The sequence below is a fragment of the Pseudoalteromonas sp. J2K-J599 genome (genome assembly GCF_059295115.2).
On the sequence record NZ_CM200271.1, the window covers coordinates 3,070,521 to 3,092,877 of the forward strand.

Annotated in this window: 16 protein-coding genes; 11 read left to right on the top strand and 5 right to left on the bottom strand. The window is 40.8% G+C overall.

Annotated elements, in window-relative coordinates; all coding sequences use genetic code 11:
* Positions 1-133 precede the first annotated feature (133 nt).
* The 4 genes from AC5NT5_RS13780 (at position 134) to AC5NT5_RS13795 (ending at position 7,524) form a co-directional block, all read left to right on the top strand.
* Positions 134-826, top strand: coding sequence for a hypothetical protein (locus AC5NT5_RS13780; RefSeq protein ID WP_494513947.1), 693 nt, complete (start codon positions 134-136; stop codon positions 824-826).
* A gap of 198 nt (positions 827-1,024) precedes the next feature.
* A complete protein-coding gene (locus tag AC5NT5_RS13785; RefSeq protein ID WP_494513946.1) occupies positions 1,025-3,769 on the top strand; it encodes a cadherin-like domain-containing protein in 2,745 nt (914 codons plus the stop codon).
* Positions 3,770-3,785: 16 nt separating this feature from the next.
* On the top strand, positions 3,786-6,464 hold the full coding sequence (locus AC5NT5_RS13790; RefSeq protein WP_494513945.1) for a TonB-dependent receptor: 2,679 nt from the start codon (positions 3,786-3,788) through the stop codon (positions 6,462-6,464).
* Entirely contained in the window at positions 6,457-7,524 is a 1,068-nt protein-coding gene (locus tag AC5NT5_RS13795) for a cytochrome-c peroxidase (RefSeq protein ID WP_182671544.1), read from the top strand. The genes AC5NT5_RS13790 and AC5NT5_RS13795 overlap by 8 nt, the downstream gene beginning before the upstream one ends.
* Here the strand turns inward: AC5NT5_RS13795 and AC5NT5_RS13800 are convergent.
* A complete protein-coding gene (locus tag AC5NT5_RS13800; protein WP_220487057.1) occupies positions 7,519-8,436 on the bottom strand; it encodes a LysR family transcriptional regulator in 918 nt (305 codons plus the stop codon). The genes AC5NT5_RS13795 and AC5NT5_RS13800 overlap by 6 nt on opposite strands.
* Positions 8,437-8,516: 80 nt before the next feature.
* Here AC5NT5_RS13800 and AC5NT5_RS13805 point away from each other — a divergent pair, with 80 nt between their 5' ends.
* From AC5NT5_RS13805 to AC5NT5_RS13815, 3 genes are all read left to right on the top strand, one after another.
* The gene (locus tag AC5NT5_RS13805; protein ID WP_494513944.1) at positions 8,517-9,656 is read left to right on the top strand and encodes an alkene reductase; all 1,140 of its coding nucleotides are present in this window, start codon (positions 8,517-8,519) and stop codon (positions 9,654-9,656) included.
* A gap of 245 nt (positions 9,657-9,901) precedes the next feature.
* Positions 9,902-10,666, top strand: a complete 765-nt coding sequence (locus AC5NT5_RS13810; protein WP_188162218.1) for a DUF6515 family protein — start codon at positions 9,902-9,904, stop codon at positions 10,664-10,666.
* Between the two features lie 170 nt (positions 10,667-10,836).
* Positions 10,837-11,337, top strand: a complete 501-nt coding sequence (locus AC5NT5_RS13815; RefSeq protein ID WP_002962012.1) for an RDD family protein — start codon at positions 10,837-10,839, stop codon at positions 11,335-11,337.
* Positions 11,338-11,417: 80 nt separating this feature from the next.
* On the opposite strand, the gene lptG is transcribed toward AC5NT5_RS13815, so the two are convergent.
* Both lptG and lptF read right to left on the bottom strand, forming a co-directional pair.
* Positions 11,418-12,485 (bottom strand): LPS export ABC transporter permease LptG, encoded by a 1,068-nt coding sequence (lptG, locus tag AC5NT5_RS13820; protein ID WP_024603537.1) that lies wholly within the window; start codon positions 12,483-12,485, stop codon positions 11,418-11,420.
* A complete protein-coding gene (gene lptF, locus AC5NT5_RS13825; protein ID WP_138489600.1) occupies positions 12,482-13,594 on the bottom strand; it encodes an LPS export ABC transporter permease LptF in 1,113 nt (370 codons plus the stop codon). Before lptF ends, lptG begins: the two co-directional genes overlap by 4 nt.
* Positions 13,595-13,903: 309 nt before the next feature.
* Between lptF and pepA the strand changes: the two genes are divergently transcribed.
* The 3 genes from pepA (at position 13,904) to AC5NT5_RS13840 (ending at position 18,920) form a co-directional block, all read left to right on the top strand.
* Entirely contained in the window at positions 13,904-15,415 is a 1,512-nt protein-coding gene (gene pepA / locus AC5NT5_RS13830; protein ID WP_494513943.1) for a leucyl aminopeptidase, read from the top strand.
* Positions 15,416-15,564: 149 nt separating this feature from the next.
* Complete coding sequence (locus tag AC5NT5_RS13835; protein WP_002962020.1) at positions 15,565-16,011, top strand: DNA polymerase III subunit chi; 447 nt, start codon at positions 15,565-15,567, stop codon at positions 16,009-16,011.
* Positions 16,012-16,064: 53 nt separating this feature from the next.
* Positions 16,065-18,920: a valine--tRNA ligase gene (locus tag AC5NT5_RS13840; protein WP_494513942.1), complete on the top strand. Its 2,856-nt coding sequence runs from the start codon at positions 16,065-16,067 to the stop codon at positions 18,918-18,920.
* A gap of 113 nt (positions 18,921-19,033) precedes the next feature.
* Here the strand turns inward: AC5NT5_RS13840 and AC5NT5_RS13845 are convergent, their stop codons facing one another.
* On the bottom strand, positions 19,034-20,296 hold the full coding sequence (locus AC5NT5_RS13845) for an outer membrane protein transport protein (protein ID WP_182682400.1): 1,263 nt from the start codon (positions 20,294-20,296) through the stop codon (positions 19,034-19,036).
* 283 nt (positions 20,297-20,579) lie between these two features.
* Here AC5NT5_RS13845 and AC5NT5_RS13850 point away from each other — a divergent pair, with 283 nt between their 5' ends.
* Positions 20,580-20,903 carry a hypothetical protein gene (locus AC5NT5_RS13850; protein WP_154903641.1) on the top strand — a complete coding sequence of 108 codons (324 nt, stop codon included), beginning with the start codon at positions 20,580-20,582 and terminating at the stop codon, positions 20,901-20,903.
* On the opposite strand, the gene AC5NT5_RS13855 is transcribed toward AC5NT5_RS13850, so the two are convergent.
* Positions 20,863-22,077: a cyclic di-GMP phosphodiesterase gene (locus AC5NT5_RS13855; protein WP_039490270.1), complete on the bottom strand. Its 1,215-nt coding sequence runs from the start codon at positions 22,075-22,077 to the stop codon at positions 20,863-20,865. The genes AC5NT5_RS13850 and AC5NT5_RS13855 overlap by 41 nt on opposite strands.
* Positions 22,078-22,357 lie beyond the last annotated feature (280 nt).

The window sequence follows — 22,357 nt, forward strand, 5'->3', positions numbered from 1 at the left end:
CTATTACACATAGCTTATTAGGTCGAGGGTTAAGAAGGGGTTAAAAGGAGTTAACTTACTTTAGACAAATTAGTATTTGCCTCGCTTAGCCAAATTACGTAGCCTTTGGCAAAAATACTCATTCAAAACCCACATGCAAAAATTAATTTTTACTCTTTTTTTAATATTCCCAGCTTTATTACAGGCTAAAGTCACTTTAAGCGATAAAACGCTTATTTATAGTGGTCAAATCAACAAACAAAATAACAATACAGCAGCTGAGCTGTTAAAAAACAATCCCACAATTAATACCTTTACTATTACCAGCGGCGGCGGAAACTTAGCTTTAGGAATGGATTTAGCCGAGCTAATTTTGGCGCATAAATTAACCGTAAATATAAAGCAGTTTTGTTTTTCATCGTGTGCTAATTATGTGTTACTTGCTGGGCACCCTACTACAATAGAACCTAATGCAATTATCGGTTGGCATGGAGATGCAGCCTCAGCAAAATGGTTAGACAGTGATATTGATGCCATGGTAAAGCATTTAGAAGAGCCGCAAAAAAGCCAAAAGTGGGAAGAATTACGTGCTCATTACGATGAGGTAATTAATAAAGCAAGCCTGCGCGAAAAAGCCCTATACAAAAAATTAAACGTAAATCATGATTTACTCACTGTAGGGTTAAAACCCAATTTACGCAGCGCAGCTATAAAGCAACATGCCCGTGGCTGGACGTATTCACCTAAAGTGCTTAACTATTTTGGAATTAGCAATATTAGCTATAATAATTGGCAACCTCGCTCAGCTAAAAACTTCTCCCTTCTTATTATTAACGATCTTAAATAATTAATTGGTTCCCCTCCATTTAGTAACACTCTCTTATTTGCAATATAAACCCTGTTAAGCGCAGGGTTTTGCTTTTTAGGGACATTTTCAACTTCAATTGAATACTCAGTATTTATAATAAAAATACAGATTAAACTTTTAAATCTAATTGATATTAGTTATCATTCGTAACACTATTAACTTTTTATATTAACAATAATGAACAAGCTAATTAAGTTCACCCCAATATTATGCGCCCTTGCTTTAACTGGCTGTGGTGGTGGCTCTGGTAATACTGCTCCACAGTTTTCTCAACCTAATTTAAGTTTTACTGTAAACGAAGACACTTCATTTACTGCTCAAGTAACAGCCACCGACGACGAGGCACTTAGCTATACGCTTGCCAATGCACCAAGCAATGGCATCATAGCAGTTGAAGCAAATGGTGAGTTTACGTATACGCCTTTTAGTAATTACTATGGCGAAGATAGCGCGACTATTAGCGCAAGCGATGGCAACTTAACAGCAAATGTTGTGGTACGTTTTAGCGTAGAAAATGTTAATGATGCACCACAGTTACTAACCACTAACGTGTTTGTTACCTCTTCAACCACCACACAAGGGATTATTACTACGCAAGATTTAGATGGTGACACCGTAACTATTAGCTTAATTACACCACCTAGTAATGGCGTAATGAGCATAAATAGCACCACGGGTGAATTTACCTATGAGGCACAAACTCTAAGCAGCATTGATGAGCAATTTGAAATTAGTTACACAGATGGCCTAATTAGCGAGCCATTAACTGCAATTATTTCGTTAAGCCCTTCTTATGTAACTAACGAAGACAAACTTAATTATTACTACAGTTCAAGCCTATCTCACCTAAAACAAGCAGATGAACTAAGCGCAAATATTGCTGACGAACTGTCTCGTTACGATATATACGCAACCCAAGCTGCGGCCTATGCGCGTGCAGGATTTTTAGATACTGCTAACGACTATTTAGCACTTATAAACGAGCAAACGGCGCGTTCTTCGGCACTAAAAGATGTGGCGCAAGCACTTGATGAAATAGGCCAAACAGAGCAAGCAAACGATTACCGCGTCCAAGCGGTAGCGGCCTACAACCAATACTTAGCTGATAAAGGTTTCGATAACATTGCCTCATCAGACGCATCAGCACTTTACTCTTTAGTAAAAAGCTACCTAGACGCCGATCAAGTCTCGCAAGCAAGTAATTTGTTGAATACAATTTCGTTATACGCTGAGCAAGTACGCGAAGACGAATACACATCAAGCTATGGCTACTTTTTAAATAGCGTACGCTTATCAATAGATGATGCCCTACAAAGCTATGCACAAAGCCTAGATGAAAGTGATTTAACTCAAGCCAAATTACTTGCCAATAACTACGCGCAACTTGCGGTAAAAACGGGTTACAGACTTGTACGTAGCGGCGAATACGAAGGCCAACCATACGAGCAATACAAAACGTTGCACGGGGCTTGGGCTGCGCAATACCTTTATAGAGCTGGCGAATTTGAAGCAGCAAAAGATTACACTAACCAAGTCCTTGCTATGTATGGCTCTACCGGTTTTGATAGTAACTACGCCTACTCAGCGTCGCCATACAGCGCCGCTACATTAGATAACTACACTTACCCTATTCAATTTTTAGCGGGCTTAATTGAAGGCTTATACCAAAGCGACGAAAACCCAGCAATAACGCTGTCAGACAGCGAAACCGATATAAACAACGCGCAAGAGCAAGTATATGGCTTTAATATAGCTAACCGCCTACTTGCCGGAGAAGATATAACAAGTGCCGCAGCACAAGCTCGCAGCTTTTTTACTGAAAATGGCGATTACAACGAATTTTTTAGAGCGCTAACATCGCTTGATAACGTCCCTGGTACAGGCCTAATTTTAAGTGAAGCCGGCAGAAACGATCTAGCACAGCAAGTATTCACCTATGCTGGCGACTTTATAGCCTCGGATGACTACATAAGCAAAGAATCATCAAGCACGTTTTTAACCGGTTCCAAGGGCTGTAAATTGTTAGTTGATTTAACTGCGCAAGTCGGTGGTGATACAGCAAATGCCGCTAATAAATGCTTAACCATGCTTAATACGCTCAATGCAGGCGATATACGTACGCTAAGTAATACCTCATCAATTACAGCTCATAATCAAGTAATAGTATCGCTAATTGAAGGCGGCTTAGCGGAGCAAGTAGCCGGTGTACACAATCAACTACTTAGTTATATTGCACTAGATGAAGATACCGAAGACAGGTTTGAAGCCCGCTTAGCAACCTTAGGTTACTTAGTTAATGCAAACCAAATATCACTGGCAAGTACCACTTTAAATGATGCTATTACTGAAATAACCCCTGAGCTAAATGCATTAACAAGCGATCAGCTAGAAACTATTTTAGCCGCTGTTAAAGCCGAAGTAATTGGCTTAGAAGAAGCTCAAACAGGTGAATTTGAACGTTATTCTATGCTTTCAAGTATGGGCACTAACGCGGCGAACATTAGCGATTTTTCAGCAAACTATAGCAATGCAAAAACACAAGCTAGTACGCTTTTAAATACGCTTGAGGCACTTATTTTAAACTTTGCCGATACAATTATTGCCGACAACATGGAAGATTTAGTAAACAGTTTTACGCTAATTAACGATATTAGCAAAGCACAAAGCTTAATTAGTAACGGGGTTAATGGCGAGGCCGACCAGCTTGAGCTTTACATAGGCATGACCAACTTAGTCGCCTCTCGCGATGACTTTAGAGGCATAGCGATAGCAAGCGTAGATACCGACCACGACGGCTTACCTAACTTCTTTTTACCTAACACCAGCGATGAAGACATAGCCTTAGCAGGATTAATTGCCGACCAAGATGCCGATAACGATGGCGTCATTGATAGCGAAGACACTACCCCACTAGGGATTTAAATAAGAGCCGTAATAAATGCAGACACCGACTACCCTCGCGTGTCTGCTTTTGCTTTCTCAGGGTGTATACGCCGCAGAGCAGCAACAGCAGACCGAACCAAAGCCACAGCCATGTAACGAACTTAAAGATGAGCAAAAAGAGCGCTGTGAAGCACTTGAGCATATTGAAGTAAAAGGCCAGTACATAGGCATAGAAGTACCCGAAGTTATTGGGCGTTCTTATTTAAACCGTGATTTTATAAACGCCACACCTAAAGGCAATGGCGATATAAATGAGCTAATTGCATTGCTCCTTGGCGTGCAGCTAAGTAACGAAGCGTACTCTATTGGTAGCTTAGCTGAGATCAGCGCGCCAGAAATATCAATCTCAGGGGCGCAGCCTTGGCAAACAGGGTTTTCGTTAGATGGGTTAAATTACAATAACCGCATAGACCCAGCAAGCAGCAGCCGATTAAGCTCTTCATCAGACGATGTGTCGGGTGGCGTACAAAGTATGAACGTGAACTCCGATATAGTTGAATCAATCACAGTTTACGACCATAACATACCGGCTGAATTTGGTGGTTTTTCGGGTGGTATTGTTGATAGTAAAACAAAAAGCGTATTTGCAAACGACAGTTTTAGTTTTGGCGTGCGGGGGAACCAAAGTAGCTGGGGGAGTTATCATTTTATAGAGGCCGATCAAGATAGTTCACAGCAAAATGTTGACCAAAGTACGCTTGAAGAGCCTAAATACGAAAAAATTAGCTATAACCTGCGTGCTAATAAACAAATTAATGAGCGCCATGGCTTAATGATGAGCGTTAATTACTTAACCAGCGACATCAGCGACTTATCGCTAGGGGAAGTAAAAACCCAAAGCAGAACAAACATAAATGCGATTGTGAAATATGGCTACCGAAATGGCTGGGTAGATGCACTAGATTTAACATTAATGTACTCCCCCTACGAAGTTGATAATTTTATAACGGATGCCAAAGACAGTGACTTTCATTTAGAAGGCGGGGCTATTGGCGCCGTTGCGGCATTAACCGAGCATTTTGACTTTGCATCGTGGCACAGTAATCTTAATTTTAGTATGAGTGACAGCAGCCGTGAAGGCCCAGCGCACTTTTATAGCTGGCTACAAGCAAAAGGGAAAGATTGGGGGCAATACGCCGACCAAGGCGATGCACAAACACGTTACTCTCGCCAAGGGGGATATGGCGCGCTTGATAATACCCAATACACCACCAGCTGGAAAAACACCCTTGATTTTAAAACGCTGGAGTTTGCTGGCACTGAGCACCGTATAAAAGCCGGTATTGAACTTATTCGCCAAGAAGTAGAACGCGAACGCATACAAAATAGCTACAGCTACGATTCGCCTATTATTTGGTCTAGCGCTAGCACACCTCTTAATTGCAGTGGTTATACGCTTGATTGCCAAGCGCTGCAAACCACTATTTCTATTGACGAACTTGCAGCGCAGCTTGGTGGCGAAATTGATTTTAATAATCAAGCGCACATTAGCGCTTATACAAATAATGTAACCGCAACAGCACAGTATTTTAATGGCCGTTTAGTCACCCCTGCAGAGTATATAAATGTAACACTTAATCGTGCCTCGTTTTATGCTACCGATAGCATCACACTAGGTCAGCTAAGCCTCAATTTAGGTATGCGCTACGAATATGATGACTTTTTAGCAAATCATAATATTGCACCACGTATATCGCTGGGTTACGATGTTTTTAACAACAACCGCACTATTATTAGCGCAGGCGTTAACCGCTATTACGATTCAGCTATTATTGGTTATAAAGTCAAAGAACAGCAGCGTTTTTCATACCGAGAATACCGCCCAATTGAAAACGGTTACCTGCAAGGGTGGTTGCCTTCTAACTATACTGGGGCGTTTAAATACCGCTTTGATGATGTAAACACTCCCTACGATGACGAACTCGCACTAGGTATTGCCCATTCATTTGAAAAAGCAGGTAATGTATCGCTTAAATATGTCAAACGTAAAAAGCATCAGCAATTTTCTCAGGTTACCGATGAAGAAGCAGGTAGCGATGGATATAAATATATTCGTATGACCAACGAAGGTGATGGTAGCTCAGAGCGCTATTCTATTTCGTGGAGCGCGCAGTTTGGTAGCCATTCATTATGGGCTAACGCCTCATACGCTGAAAACAAAGTCTCTAACGACGACTACAATGCCACTGCTGAAAATACCCCCCTTGACGAACTCGTTTACTACGTAAATGCAAGTGGCAGCGGCGAGCTTGTAACGCTTGGACAACTTGATCAAATTCGTACAAACTTTGGCACTCCGATTACCGGTGCGCTAGGTTGGAATGTTGATTGGAGCAATTCATTAAGCACAGGGCTTAACGTAACCTTCAGTGATAGCTACACCAGCGCAGTGAGCACCGGCGCAAGCGAAAGCATAGGCCTTGAACAGAGCTGTGCGAATTGTCCTGCAGAATCAACACTTGTTGATATATACGAAGAACAAGAAATTCGTGCCAGAACCATGCTAGGCCTTAGCCTGCGCTATAGCCACAACCTAACAAAAACCCAGTCAGTTGAAATAAGAGCAGATATTTCTAACTTGTTGAATGCACGTACTTACACAGTAAACGAAGGCGCATCTGGTATTGAGCCTGGGCGTATGTTTTGGCTAGGAGTTAGCTATAACTATGATTAGGTTATTAAGCATTTTTTTTCTGTGCTCATTTAGCTTAAACGCCACACCAACAAGTAGCCACGATTTACGCTCACTGTATAGCAAAGGCCAAGCACACTGGCCTGCTATTCAAACCAGTGATGGCAGAAGCGTTGAGCCCATGTCGCTTTTGCCTGTAGCCTCGCCAAAACCTGAGCATGTTGCTTTAGGTGACAAGCTCTTTCATGATGTGCAGCTCTCGCGTAATAATACCGTTAGCTGCGCAACCTGCCATGAGCACGACAAAGGCTTTCATGATGGCCGCACAACCGCAGTGGGTATTGATGGGAAAATAGGCACACGCAATACCCCTGCAATTTTTGGCATAGATCAGTGGCAAAGTTTTTTTTGGGATGGTCGCGCTAAAACAGCTGAGCAACAAGCACTTATGCCCATTAGCAACCCAATTGAAATGGACTTAGATCCACAAAAAGCTTTAATGCGGGTCAATAAAGATAAAAGCTATACGGCATTTAATAAAAGTGCTTTTAATTCAAATACGCTCTCTATGGCACAAATGGCAGAAGCCCTCGTTGCATTTGAGCGAACACTCATTGCACCTAATACTCGCTTTAAATCATTTATTAATGAGGTTCAGAGTAATCCAAAAAAAGCGCTTAGACGTTTATCCGATAATGAATTAAACGGATTACATTTATTTAGAACCAAAGCAAAATGTATGACTTGCCACAATGGCGCACTATTAAGTGACAACCAATTTCATGGCACTGGCCTTCATTACTACGGCCGTAGTTTTGAAGATAAAGGGCGGTTTAATTTTACAAATAATCCAAGTGATATAGGGTTATTTAGAACCCCTTCTCTACTTGGTTTAACTGAAACATTTCCTTGGATGCACAATGGGCTTTTTGATGACCTACTAGGCATAGTAAACATGTACAACCATGGTGGAGCAAGACCTAAGCCTAGGAAAAGCCAATTAAACGATCCACACTTTCCTAAAACGACGAAACTGTTAAAACCATTAAAACTCACCAAGCAAGAGCGTTTAGATCTTGTTGCATTTTTACGGATTTTATAAGTTTTGTAATTGCTCTATCAACCATTTATGAATAGGGCTGTTATTAGTACGCGGATGCCATGCGGCTATTACTTTAAATGTAGGGGGCAGAGCTTCTATTTTTAGCTGTTTAACTTTGCTGTTAGGTAATAATCTTGATGGGTAAAACGCGAGCATATCGGTTGTATGTAAAATGTCGGGCACCGCAGAAAAACTTGGTACCGACATTACAATATTACGTTTTAGCCCTTGGCTTTCAAACCACTGATCGTGCGAACCACGCAAATTAGCACGCGATGGCGACACCACTAGCTGTGAATGCTTTGCAAATTGCGCCAAACTCAAAGGTTCAGTGTAAGTAGTGTTACCTATACCGGTAATACACAAATGCTGTTCTTCAAACAAAGTGATATAAGAAAGGTTGTCGGGTATAAATTCTGGAAAGCTTATCAGCAAATCAAGCTCGCCTGCCGTTATAAGTTGATTAACGTTATCTGATGCAAAGTCGCGCACAATCAACTTTAAACCCGGTGCTTCGCGGCGGGTAATATTAAATAATTGCGGCAATAAAGCCTGCGTGGCGTAGTCGGTTGCGCTTATGGTAAACACACCTTTATAAGTTTGCGGGCTAAACTGCTCGGGCTCTAGTAACGACTCTAATTGCTTTAAAATATGATTAACAGGCGCCTTGAGTCCTTGCGCTTTAGGAGTAGCAACCATGTTATTGCCTTGGCGTATAAACAAGCGATCGTCAAATAAATCTCGTAGCTTTCGTAGTTGCTCACTAATGGCTTGTTGCGTTAACCCCATTTTTTTGGCTACTTGCGAAAGATTTTGCAGTTCTAATAAGCTACTGAGTACTCTTAACTGTTTTATATCGAGCCGACTAATACCATTCATAATTGTATGCTGCACAAAAAAGTGTTGTTTCAAATTGTATCCTTAAATCTCTATGCTGCCAATGTTACTTAACCACTATTTAAGCCTTTGTTTGCTTTATAAGAGAATTTAAAATGAAATCAGAATTAGTTAATACCGCCCCTTTATTCTCATCAATTGAGCTTGGCCCTTTTACACTTAAAAACCGTATTGTGATGCCACCTCTTACTCGCTCTCGCAGCACTCAGCCTGGCAATATTCCTAATGAATTAATGGCTGAGTATTATGCGCAGCGGGCATCGGCTGGTTTTATGGTTACCGAAGGCACACAAATAGAACCTCGTGGACAAGGCTACGCTTGGACCCCAGGTATTCACTCGCAAGCACAAATTGAAGGCTGGAAAAAAGTAACACACGCGGTACACGCTAAAGGCGGTGTTATTTTTGCTCAGCTTTGGCATGTAGGGCGCGTATCGCACGCCACACTACAACCAAATTCAGGTAAACCGGTTGGTCCTTCAGACATTGCAGCTGACAACGTAAAAGTATTTATTGAAACCGAACCTGGTGAAGGCGCATTGGCTGACCCAAGTGAGCCTCGTGCGCTAACAACAACTGAAGTTGGCGAACTGGTAAACATGTATGCTCAAGCTGCACGCAATGCTCTAGAAGCTGGCTTTGATGGTGTGGAGCTTCATTGTGCTAACGGCTATTTAGTTAATCAGTTTATTTCTGAGCATACTAATAACCGTGACGATCAATACGGTGGAACGCTTAGTAATCGCCTGCGCTTTTTAAAAGAGATAGTTGAAGCGGTAAGTGACGTTGTAGGCTCTGATCGTTTAGGTGTTCGCTTTGCTCCTTTATTTGAAAGCACAGATGAAACACGAGTGTATTTAGGACTTGTTGAATCAAACCCTCATCACACTTATATCCAGGCCGTTAAAGTGCTTGAGCAAGCAGGTATTGCTTACTTATCGATTGCGGAAGCTGATTGGGATAACGCTCCCGATTTACCACAAGAATTTTATAAAGCAGTCCGAGCTGAATTTTCAGGGCGCATTATTTATGCAGGTAAATACACAGTAGAAAAAGCAGTGCGTATTTTAGGTGAAGGTTACGGTGACTTATTTGCATTTGGTCGCCCATTTATAGCTAACCCTGATTTACCAGAGCGTATAGCAAATAATTGGACGTTTAACGAAGCTGATGCAGCCACTATGTATGGCGGTACTGAAGTAGGTTATAGCGATTATCCTTTTTATCAAAAGTAATTAATCTGCAAAGCCAAGGAAGGCTTAATTACTAATTTCGTATCCATTTTTTGTAATACCACTAATCATTTTGGTGTATCAAAATATTCCTAAAATCGTCAAAAACTAGAGATTATGTCAAGAACCGTCAGTAAAATGTAAAAAGCTGTAAGCATAACTCCGTTTGCTGTTGTATGTCAGTTAACATTCAGTTTGAGCCGCTAGTATTGAACCCAGTTATGTAAAAACATAAACGAGGCAATACTATGAAACTTACTTTTTTACTACCTGCCCTGCTCGCCATTGGCGCAGTATCAGGCTCTGCGCTTGGAGCACAAAACGAGCGAGAGAATGATAAAAGCTTTAAACGTGACCACGAAAAACGTGTTGAATATAAACGCGATGAACGCCGCCATGAAAAAAAGCAGCGTATTGAGCATAAAAAAGAAAAACGAGAAGACCGTAAGCAAGAAAAACGTAAACTTGCTAAGTACAAACAGGAAAAGCGTGAACTACACCGCTACAACCAGCGAAAATATAACTACTTAACAAGCCATCACAATTCAGTCGCTTACAGACAAAATCGATTTATAAACCATTTACCACGCAATAGCGCATCAATCAGATTTAATGGTATTTCGTTTACGTTTAACGACGGCCTTTATTACCGTAAAGCTAAAAGAGGCTACCATGTTGTTAAACCACCTAGAGGCCTGCGTATAAATACGCTACCAAGAAATTACAGGCATTTTAAACACCATAATACGACTTACTACACTTATCAAAATGTGTACTACATTGCAGATAATAATGGTTATACGGTTGTTGATGAGCCATCAACTCGCCTTAATCAGGCAGTAAAAGTGGGTAATGTGAATGATTATAGCTTGGGCCAAACTTACGACTCACTGCCTCAGGCAGCACAGGCCGTAATAATTAACTCACAGCAGTATTTTAAATACGGCGATATTTATTTTTTACCGCAAATAAGTGGTGACGACATAAAATACCTTGCCATTAAGCTAGGTTAAACTCGCTATAAATTAAAAGGCCTTACTGTAAATAGTAGGGTCTTTTTCATTCCCCTCCGTAGGTAGTAATTTACAGCAATAAAATCAATTCTCTCTAAACATTAACATGTCTTAGTATTTGTAAGCTTTTTTGTTAAACTAGCTCGCATATTAATAGTGAGAGTGTATTTATGTCGGGTGAGTTTCCACGTGCTGGTTTTTGGCGCCGTTTTGCGTCGTTGGTCTACGATACGTTAGCCATTATTGCGTTTGCGATGTTAACTGTAGTGCTGTATTTATTTGCAGTACAGGGGCTTATTTCTCTCGATGTAATTAGTTTAAATGGCGCAGAGGATGTATCTGCATTTATTCAAAATTCAAATCTTCTTTCGGGTATTCGTACCGCTCTTTTAATTATTGTTAGCTTAGTATTTTTTGGTTACTTTTGGACTAAAAGCGGGCAAACCATTGGCATGCGTGCATGGCGTTTAAAAGTACAAACTCTTGAAGGTAATTTAATTAGCTGGCCGCAATCAATTATCCGCAGCGTTAGCGCTTTACTCGGTTTAGGTAATTTGGTGGTGTTAGTCGATTTTAAAAACAAAAAAGCACTGCAAGATTACATCTCTAAAACAGAAGTTATTGCACTTACTAAAGAAGAAAACAGACGTATTTATAGTGAGCTTGATTAATACCAGCTTTCCAAAACTGGAAATTAAAAAGCAAAAAGGGTGACCACTGGTCACCCTTTTTAATGCTTTGAATGGGTACTCTATACCCGTTTATTCATCAAATATGTCGCAAAGCCTATAAATATAATACTGGGTAATACCGCCCCTATAATAGCGGGTATTTGGTAAACCATAACTACAGGGCCAAATATTTCATTAGTTAAGTGAAACACAATCCCCGTTACAACACCCATAATAATACGTGCGCCCATAGTAACGGTACGCAGTGGGCCAAATATAAACGAGAGCGCCACCAGCAGCATTACCGCTACAGATACAGGCTGCATAAGCTTACGCCACAGAGCAAGCTCGTAGGTACTGGTGTCTTGTTCGTTTTGCTCTAAGTAAGTTAAATACGACCAAAGCCCAGTAAATGAAAGTGACTCTGGTTTTACCGAAACAACCCCTAACTTTTCAGCGGTCAATTGTGAAGGGTAAAACTCTTCTGGTAGTTGCTCTGTTGTGGTTTTTTCGCTCGTAATAATAACCTTATTTACATCACGAAGTAGCCAGCCTTCTTTTCGGCTCAGTGCATCTTTTGCTTTAGTGATTTGGGTAAGCTCTAACGATTTGTCAAAGTGGTACATGTGTACCCCATTGAGCCTGCCGTTTTCGTCAACATCTTCAATATTAATAAAATTGCTGCCGTCTTTAGCCCATACACCTTTTTGTGTGTTAAATACATCGCCGCCATGTATTGCTTGGTTACGCATTTCTTTAGCGTGTAATTGCGCTTCAGGTGCACCCCATTCGCCAAGTGCCATCATGCATACAGCCATAAATATGGCCGTTTTCATCACAGAGCCAATTATTTGTAAGCGCGACATACCAGCCGCTTGCATCACTACCAGCTCACTGTTTGAGGCAAGTGCCCCCAACCCCGTTAAGCCACCAATTAGCGCAGCCATCGGAAAAAACACCACTAAATCGCCAGGTATTGTGTAAAGCGTGTAAAGCATTGCGGTCATTAAATCGTAACTGCCACGCCCTACCGACTTTAGCTGGTCGATAAACTTAATTAAGGTGCTAATACCAACAAGTACCAACAATGCAAAGCCGGTAGTTTGTAAAATACTGCGGCCTAAATACCAATCAAGCGTTTTCATCATGAGCCTAACTCCCGCTTAGTTACAACGGCTTTAAGCCAAGCGCCCAACGGTCGCCCTTTTATAATTAATAACCCACCTATAAATAAGGCACTTAGGTGAATCCACCACAAGCCAATTGAAGGCGGAATTTTGCCATCTTCAACTGCAAATTTAGCGGCATTTAGTAAAATAAAATAGCCTAAGTACAAGCTTATAGCAGGCACTAGTTTTGCAAATTTACCTTGGCGAGGATTAACCACACTTAGCGGTACTGCCAGTAAGGTAAGTAGCGGAATTGATAATGGAATAGCGAGTCGCCACTGCCATTGAGCAATAGATTCTGGTGTATTAATGGCGAGTAATTGATTAGTAGGCACAGCCTCTAATTTACGGCGTTGGTGCTCTATTTCTTGTTCTCGTATTTGTACGCTGTAACCATCAAATTCTGTTAAGTTAAGTGCAGGCGTTGCGCCATCTGTTTCGTAACGTTTACCGTCTGTTAGTACGAGCTGTTGCTCACCATTTACGGCTTCAACCACAACACCTTGCTCTGCATATACTAAGCGCGCTAAGTTGCCTTTTTCGCTATCGGGTAACTGTGCAACAAATACCTTATTGAGCTCTTTGCCACCCTTTTCAATATTATGAATAAACACCACGGCTTTTTCGTTACCGGTTTCTTGGAACCGCCCAGCTCTGAGTGCAGATAACCCCGCATCGGCTTTGGCTTGCTCTTTTAATTGATACTCTTGCTCGCTTGCCCACGGAGCTATATACATAGTCAATGCTGCGGCTAATATAGCAAGCCCTACACTTGATATAAGGGTTACGCGCACAACATACCATTCACTTACGCCACAGGCTTTAAGTACGGTCATTTCGCTATCGGCGTAAATACGGCTGTAGGCTAAAATAATGCCTAAAAATATACTCAGCGGAAGTATTAGCGAGGCTAGTTGTGGAAGTTTTAGTGCAATCATCGATAGCACTAATTTAGCAGGAATGCTGCCCTCAGAGGCATCACCTAAAATACCAACTAACTTTTGTGACAAAAATATTGTCATCAAAGTTAAAAATACGGCGACCTGCGATTTTAAAACCTCAGCGGTCAAATAACGGAAAATTAGCAATGCTCGCCCCTGTTAAACATGGAATTTCACTACGATAGTGAGAATTGAATAGTTAAATAGCTATTTTACCCAATTAATACCGGCAAATAGGCTATTATTATAAGCCATCAAAATTAATTATCCTACCTAAGTGCACGATATAATGTTGCATTAGTAGCCCTTAAGCATATAAAGTTCAATTACACAGTAAGAGTCTAGCAAAATCAGCTAAAATAAGAATTATCCTTACATAAGTTACGTAGATAAGACTAGAAAATACTTTTTTAGCCCCAACTTAGTAACTTAAACGACTCAAAACCAGGAGTAACAATGGAATTTAACGTAAAAAGTGGTAGCCCAGAAAAACAGCGCAGCGCATGTATTGTGGTTGGCGTTTACGAGCCACGTAGGTTATCCCCCATTGGTGAACAACTCGATAAAATTAGTGATGGTTATATCTCTAATTTACTTCGCCGTGGCGATTTAGAAGGTAAGCCAGGCCAAGTTTTATTATTGCATCATGTACCTAATGTATTAAGCGAGCGCATATTGCTTGTTGGTTGTGGTAAAGAGCGTGAGCTTGATGATAAACAATATAAACAAATCATTTCTAAAACTATAAATACCTTAAACGAAACGGGCTCTATGGAAGCAGTCTGCTTTTTAACAGAGCAACACGTTAAAGGTCGCGACACCTACTGGAAAGTACGTCAGGCAGTTGAGACAACGCAAGACTGCTTATATACGTTTAACCAACTGAAAAGTAAAAAAGTAGACCCTCGCCGTCCACTTCGCAAAATGGTGTTTAACGTACCAACACGACGCGAACTAACTATTGGCGAAAGCGCTATTGAGCATGGTTTAGCCATTGCTGCAGGTAGTAAGCTATGTAAAGACGTAGCTAATATGCCACCAAATATTTGTAACCCTGTGTACTTAGGTGAACAAGCACAAGAGCTGGCAACTGATTTTGACAACATTACTGTTGATCTTATTGACGAAAAGCAAATGGCAGAACTTGGTATGAATTCTTACCTAGCTGTTGGCCGAGGTAGTGATAACGAATCGATTATGTCGATTATTAACTACAAAGGCGCCACTGATGACCAAGCCCCTATTGTACTTGTTGGTAAAGGTCTAACGTTTGATTCAGGCGGTATTTCATTAAAACCAGGCGAAGGCATGGACGAAATGAAATACGACATGGGCGGAGCAGCAGGCGTTATTGGCGCAATGCGTGCACTTGCACAAATGCAATTGCCGATTAACGTTATTGGTGTTTTAGCGGGTTGTGAAAACATGCCTGGCTCAAATGCGTATCGCCCAGGTGATATTTTAACAACAATGTCAGGGCAAACAGTTGAAGTGTTAAACACCGACGCTGAAGGCCGCTTAGTATTATGTGACGCACTAACATATGTTGAACGATTTAACCCAGATACGGTTATTGACGTAGCAACGCTAACTGGCGCGTGTATTGTAGCCCTTGGCGCGCATGCTACTGGTTTACTATCAAACCATAACCCACTTGCACACGATTTATTAAAAGCGTCTGAGCAAAGTGGCGACCGTGCATGGCAGTTACCGTTATGGGATGACTATCAAGATCAACTAGAAAGCCCATTTGCTGACTTTACGAACTTAGGTGGACGCTCTGCGGGTACTATTACTGCGGCATGTTTCTTATCTAAATTTACTAAAAAGTATAATTGGGCACATTTAGATGTTGCCGGTACAGCGTGGCGCAGTGGCGCTAAAAAAGGCGCAACGGGCCGTCCTGTTCCTATGCTTACTCAGTATTTATTAAACCGAGCGGGTGTAAGCGAAGCTACGCACGATTAATAATCTATTTAGCTATTTATAAGGCGCCATTTGGCGCCTTATTTATTTGTGTATTAATTGAAGCAAACCCCGTTATATGGCAAAATCTGCCTCTTAATTTGTGTATATCAATTTGGTATACATTCAATGTCATGGGAAACCCCGATACAATGAACATGAACGCTAAATTTTTCGTTCTAAAGCAACAAGATGAGTCTAAAGCGAAGGCTGACGATCATTTTGCATTGGCAGCTCAAATTGCGGCCGATCAGTATCGAAATGGGCAACGTGTGTTTATTTGTGTTAACGATAACGAAGCAGCCTGTGCCATTGATGAAATAATTTGGGCATTCGATCCAGATAGTTTTGTGCCACATAATTTACAAGGTGAAGGCCCTAAAGGCGGCGCACCTGTAGAAATTGGTATTACGCCACCTGTTGGCAATCGTAAAGTTTTAATTAACTTGGCTACTCAGTTACCGGATTACATTCGTCGGTTTAACCAAGTTTTTGATTTTGTACCCGTAGAACCAGCTGCTAAGCAAGCAGCCCGCGAGCGTTTTAAAAAGCTACGCCAACTCGGTGCCAATCTCACCACGCAAGATATTAATAGCTAGCCAATCAGGTAAACTAACCAACTAATTTAAGTACTTATTTAAGGTTCTGTGTAATGGATAAAACCTACAATCCGCAAGATATTGAACAGTCGCTATATCAAGACTGGGAACAAAAAGGCTACTTTAAGCCATCTGGCCAAGGCGTACCATATTCAATTATGATCCCGCCGCCGAATGTCACTGGTAGCTTACACATGGGCCACGCCTTCCAAGATACAATAATGGATACCCTAACGCGTTTTAAACGTATGCAAGGTAACAACACATTATGGCAAGTAGGTACTGACCACGCAGGTATTGCAACGCAAATGTTGGTTGAGCGTAAACTGCATGCCGAAGAAGGCAAAACACGCCACGATTTAGGCCGCGAAGATTTTATTAATAAAATCTGGGAATGGAAAAAAGAATCTGGCGGCACTATCACTAAGCAACTTCGTCGCCTTGGCGCATCGGTTGATTGGGATCGTGAACGCTTTACCATGGACGATGGCCTATCTGAAGCCGTTAAAGAAGTGTTTGTACGCCTTCATAAAGAAAACCTAATTTACCGAGGCAAGCGCCTAGTAAACTGGGATCCAAAATTACACACGGCTATTTCTGATCTTGAAGTTGAAAACAAAGACAAGCAAGGCCACATGTGGAATTTACGTTACCCACTAGCTGATGGCGTTACAACACAAGACGGAAAAGACTACATAGTAGTAGCAACAACACGCCCTGAAACCATGCTTGGCGACTCGGGTGTTGCAGTAAATCCTGATGATGAGCGCTACACAGATTTAATCGGTAAAGAGATTTTATTACCCATCGTTAATCGTCGTATTAAAATTGTTGCTGACGAACATGCCGATAAAGATAAAGGCACGGGCTGTGTAAAAATAACCCCAGCGCACGATTTTAACGATAACGAAGTGGGCAAGCGTCATCAAATGCCTATGATCAACATTTTCGATAAAGACGCCGCTATTCTTACCCAAGGTGAAACATACACCTTTAACGGTAAAGAGCTTGAGTTTGATGCACCAATACCTGAGCGCTTGCACGGCCTTGATCGTTTTGCAGCGCGTAAAGCAATTGTGGCAGAATTTGAAGAACTAGGTTTGCTTGAAAAAATTGAAGACCATGGTTTAACGGTTCCTTACGGCGATCGCTCTGGTGTGGTAATTGAGCCACTACTTACCGACCAATGGTATGTACGTGTTGCACCACTTGCTGAACCTGCAAAAGACGCTGTTAAAAACGGCGATATTCAATTTGTACCTAAGCAATACGAAAACATGTACTTCTCGTGGATGAACGACGTACAAGATTGGTGTATTTCACGCCAGCTTTGGTGGGGTCACCGTATTCCAGCTTGGTACGACAGTGAAGGCAATGTATTTGTTGGTCGCGACGAAGCCGAAGTTCGCCGTGAAAACAACATTGCAGATAACGTAACGTTAAGCCAAGACGAAGACGTACTTGATACATGGTTCTCATCAGCGCTTTGGACTTTCTCTACACAAGGTTGGCCTGAAAATACCGATGATTTAAAAACCTTCCACCCGTCTGACGTGCTGGTAACTGGTTTTGATATTATTTTCTTCTGGGTTGCGCGCATGATTATGATGACGCTGCACTTCATCAAAGATGACAACGGCAAGCCACAAGTGCCATTTAAAACGGTTTACGTTACGGGTCTTATTCGCGATGAAAATGGCGATAAAATGTCAAAATCGAAAGGTAACGTACTTGATCCAATCGACATGATTGACGGTATCGACCTTGAGAGCTTAGTAACCAAACGCACCAGTAATTTGATGCAAGAAAAAGTCGCTAAAAAAATCGAAAAAGATACTCGTAAAACCTTCGATAACGGTATTGAAGCACACGGTACTGATGCGCTGCGCTTTACGTTAGCTGCTATGGCATCTACGGGTCGTGATATCAACTGGGATATGAACCGCCTTGAAGGTTACCGCAACTTCTGTAATAAGTTATGGAACGCCAGCCGTTACGTACTTATGAATACCGAAGAACAAGATTGTGGTTTTGCAAGCGATGCAGCAAAAGAGTACTCTCTTGCTGATCGTTGGATCTTAGGCCAATTTGAGTCAACTGTTAAAACGTATACAGAGCATTTAGATAACTACCGTTTTGACCTTGCAGCCAATACGCTTTACGAATTCACTTGGAACCAGTTCTGTGATTGGTACTTAGAGCTAACTAAGCCGGTATTATTTAAAGGTAATGAAGCGCAGCAACGTGGTACACGTAATACACTTATTACAGTACTTGAAAGCTTACTACGTTTAATGCACCCAATGATGCCGTACATCACTGAAACGATTTGGCAACGTGTTGCACCTCTTGCAGGCCTTGAAACAACAAACACCAGCATTATGGTTCAGCCGTTCCCTGTATATAATGAAGCAAGCGTTGATGCTAAAGCGATGGACGACTTAGAGTGGGTTAAACAATTCATTTTAGCTATTCGTAATATTCGTGGTGAAATGGATATTAGCCCAAGTAAACCGCTTAGCGTATTACTTGCTAATGCATCAAGCGACGACGTGCGCCGCATTGAAGAAAACAAATCATTTTTAGCATCACTTGCAAAAATTGAAGAGTTTACAATGCTTGAAAACAAAGACGACGCACCTGCATGTGCGACTTCTTATGTTGGCAACCTTGAGATCATGATCCCAATGGCGGGCTTAATTGATGTAGAAGCCGAGCTTTCGCGTATTAATAAGCAACTCGAAAAAGCAGAAAAAGGCCTAGCACAAGTGCAAAACAAACTCGCTAACGAAAAGTTTGTAAACAACGCACCTGAAGCTGTACTTGCTAAAGAAAATGCAAAACTGGCTGAATTTAGCGATGCTAAAACTAAGCTACTTGAGCAAAAAACTAAAATAGAAAGCTTATAATTTTAGTTATTATGCCTATTAACACTATTTAATAGGCATTAAAAAAGCCGCTCACTTTAATTAAAGTGAGCGGCTTTTTTGTGCCCTGTGATTGACCACAAGACACTTCTACATTAAAACTTGTAGTTGTACTGAGCGCCAATAAGTACTGCATTACCTTCTGACTCAAACTCAAATCCATCTTCTTCAAAGTTCTGAGTTTTACCACGGATAATACTTACACCAAGATCAACGTTAGAGCTTTGATCAATTGTGTAGTTACCACCGAATGAGAACCAAAAACGATCTGTATCTGGGATAGAGATCGACAGGTGATCTTGTGATACTGGAGACTGATCAAATGCTACACCAGCACGAAGTAATAAATCTTCGTTATATTGGTAATCTGAACCAACAGCGAAACGGTATGAATCAGAGAAGCTTTCATCTTTATTAAATGCGCTAAACTTATCGCCAGTTGGAGCTGTAACTTGTGCTTCTAATGAATCAAAGCTACTCCAACCTGTCCATAAAATACTGTAATGAAGACCAAGTTTTTCATCTAACTGATGAGAACCTGAAAATTCAGCTATTGCAGGAAGTGTAATATCAACAGATCCTGGAAGCTCAGTTCCAGACAAACCTTGTGGCGTAAAGTCTGTCATAGGTAACTGGTTAGAGTAAGTACCTTCAAATGTAATATCTGTTTCTGTACGATAATTAAAACCAAAACGACTGTTTTCATCTAATTGATACATTAAACCAATGTTCAAAGCATAGCCTGTATCATCACCTTCAAGATTTACAACTTCAGTTTGATCTGGAATAGGCAGCGGAGTTGTTCCTAGGTGACGCACAATAGTTGCATCAGCGTAAATTACATTTAAGCCAATACCATAGCTAAACTTTTCAGTAACTTTATAAGCAACGCTTGCATTTAAGTTAACGGTGAAAATTTCTGTTTTACCAGCAATCTGTCCTGCTGAGTAGTCATCGTCAAAGTCTGTTGATAAACCAAAGTTAGAAAATGCACCAAAACCAAGTGATACTTTATCGTTATAAGGCATAGTAAAGTAAGCTGCTGGTACCACTGCACTTGGGGCAATGCTATCGTCATCTAATGTAGATTGATCAATACCAGTTGGCGCGCCTTCACCTTCTAAGCTTACATCTGGGATTACACCAATAGCAGCAACACTTAGTTGTTTATCTTTAAATAAAGTCATTAGTGCAGGGTTACGTGCAACTACAGACGCATCGTCTGCGATAGAAGCTTCACCAGCGTATGCACGGCCTAAACCCGAAGCATTTTGCTCTGATAATTGAAACGCAGCTGCAAAGCTATCAGCTGAAACAAATGCAAGCGAAGCTGCAATAAGAGTTTTAGAAAATTTCATTGTTGAGTCCTTAACCAAACTGACTGTTTGGGTACTATGTGTGTTGTTATTAGGATTTGAAACTTTGCTACACTACCTTAATTTTTTGTAAAAAACTCTATGAATGCGTCAAAAAACAGCAAAAAACATGTTATTTAACGACATTTTAACAACTATTTAAAACTCATCGGATGAGAAACGTGCTATTAGAGTTAAAGCTCTAATTGTAATTAATTATCATTTAGATTGACTTGAAATATATAGCAAATTACACTCACTATAAAATCGCAATGGAAGTAAAACTGTGATCATTTTATTTATTATTACAGGGCTAATATTTTGTGGGGCGAGTGTATTTTGCTTTTACAAAGCAAACTACTGCGCATGCACTCAAGCAGGACAATGCGATAACCCCGTAAACCATTATTGGCTTGGGGCAATGTTAAATGCGTTGATTTCTTTAGCGCTTTGTTGTTTTGCATTGCACGTAGAGTTAGGTACTTTGCTATGGCTCACACTGATGGGAAGTTGTTTTTTGGGTGCGTTTATTTCTGCAAAACAAACTAAAAAAAGGCAATGCAGTAAAACTAGTTCAACAAATGCTCTTTTAGCAGGCGAGACAAATTAATCTGATAATCAAGAGGCTTAACACTCGCTAGTATTTTCAGCTCTTGGGTGTGCTCACTTAAATCTATGTCTTTAGGTGTAACATGATGATTGTGCTTAGCATTATAAAATAGTTTAATTTTAGGTTTTATAGGATTTAATACGTTCCCTTCAAGCACTAAGGCTAAACGTTCATTCGTTAATTTTACAATAGTCCCTACCGGATGGACCCCCAAGCACTTTATAAAGCGCTGAACTAACTCACCATCAAACAAGTGTTTATTGGCTAATAAGTAGCGTAATGCATTAATAGGCTCATCACCCTCTTGGTGCATTCTATCGGCTGTCATAGCATCGTACACATCTACAATTGCCATTATACGCGCCGGGCGACTTAACTTTTCAGCCTGCAGGCCTCGCGGATAACCAGAGCCATCTAAACGCTCATGATGATTTACTATCATATCGAGCATAAGGGGAGTTATACCTTTCTCGCCTTTAACTAAACCTAAACCTTGCGCAACATGCTTTTTAATTGCTGCTAGCTCGTTATTACTTAGTTTAGTTGGCTTGGAAAATATACCCTGCGGTAATTTAGCTTGGCCCAAGTCATGAAGTAACGCCCCCATTGCAAGCTCTTGTACAACAGCTTTTTCATACCCTAAGTATTTAGCAAATACAGCAGTAAAAATGGCGCAGTTGATCATATGGCGCCAGTTATAGCTATGTTTGTCTTTTATACGAGTAAGAATAGTCATAGCGTTAGCATTACGAAAGACTGAGCTGACTATCTCGCTGGCAATTTCATCAAGCACTTTTATATTAACACTCAGGCCAGATGTTAAATCACCATATAATGATTGTAACTTTCGGCCATGCTGATCGTAATTTACAGTCGCTTTAGCAAATTCCTGTTCGATAGAAATAGCTATAGGTGTTTTTTCTACTTTTTTTTGGCTATTAGATGTTTTAGGTGCGCTTTGGGGCTTATATTTGGCAGGAACTGGCGCATCACCTTTAGTAAAATCTATAAGCAGCTCGAGCACCCCTTCAGACACTAAACGCTTAATAATAGATTTGTCGCGCACCAAGCCACTGGTCTTAATTTTTATGCTATTGATCCCCTCGTGTTGCTTAGTAACGCTATCAACGTACATACCAGGGGTGAGCTCAGACACAGGCAAAGTAATTAGCATAAAGGTGAGATTTTTTACATTTAAAGTAGATGTACCTTAAATAGCATTAATTAAGCTTAAAAGTCTAGTTTTTGAGTTGTAAGTAGTGATATATAACTACAAAGGATTACTTGCTGTATCACTCTTATTAGCTGTAATGAGTAACCTTATTTTATTGATAATTAAAACCCTCTTCTATTTTCTTAATAACCTACAACCATTTAGCACTTAAAAGACTATTTGAGTATTATTTTTACGCTTTTAAACAAACTTAATTAACCTAATTTGAACATAATGTGGT

Excerpts from the sequence above, each read along its gene's own strand:
- AC5NT5_RS13780 (WP_494513947.1), top strand. The coding sequence starts at position 134 with ATGCAAAAATTAATTTTTACTCTTTTTTTAATATTCCCAGCTTTATTA.
- AC5NT5_RS13785 (WP_494513946.1), top strand. The coding sequence starts at position 1,025 with ATGAACAAGCTAATTAAGTTCACCCCAATATTATGCGCCCTTGCTTTA.
- AC5NT5_RS13790 (WP_494513945.1), top strand. The coding sequence starts at position 3,786 with ATGCAGACACCGACTACCCTCGCGTGTCTGCTTTTGCTTTCTCAGGGT.
- AC5NT5_RS13795 (WP_182671544.1), top strand. The coding sequence starts at position 6,457 with ATGATTAGGTTATTAAGCATTTTTTTTCTGTGCTCATTTAGCTTAAAC.
- AC5NT5_RS13805 (WP_494513944.1), top strand. The coding sequence starts at position 8,517 with ATGAAATCAGAATTAGTTAATACCGCCCCTTTATTCTCATCAATTGAG.
- AC5NT5_RS13810 (WP_188162218.1), top strand. The coding sequence starts at position 9,902 with ATGAAACTTACTTTTTTACTACCTGCCCTGCTCGCCATTGGCGCAGTA.
- AC5NT5_RS13815 (WP_002962012.1), top strand. The coding sequence starts at position 10,837 with ATGTCGGGTGAGTTTCCACGTGCTGGTTTTTGGCGCCGTTTTGCGTCG.
- lptG (WP_024603537.1), bottom strand. The coding sequence starts at position 12,485 with ATGATGAAAACGCTTGATTGGTATTTAGGCCGCAGTATTTTACAAACT.
- pepA (WP_494513943.1), top strand. The coding sequence starts at position 13,904 with ATGGAATTTAACGTAAAAAGTGGTAGCCCAGAAAAACAGCGCAGCGCA.
- AC5NT5_RS13835 (WP_002962020.1), top strand. The coding sequence starts at position 15,565 with ATGAACATGAACGCTAAATTTTTCGTTCTAAAGCAACAAGATGAGTCT.
- AC5NT5_RS13840 (WP_494513942.1), top strand. The coding sequence starts at position 16,065 with ATGGATAAAACCTACAATCCGCAAGATATTGAACAGTCGCTATATCAA.
- AC5NT5_RS13845 (WP_182682400.1), bottom strand. The coding sequence starts at position 20,296 with ATGAAATTTTCTAAAACTCTTATTGCAGCTTCGCTTGCATTTGTTTCA.
- AC5NT5_RS13855 (WP_039490270.1), bottom strand. The coding sequence starts at position 22,077 with ATGCTAATTACTTTGCCTGTGTCTGAGCTCACCCCTGGTATGTACGTT.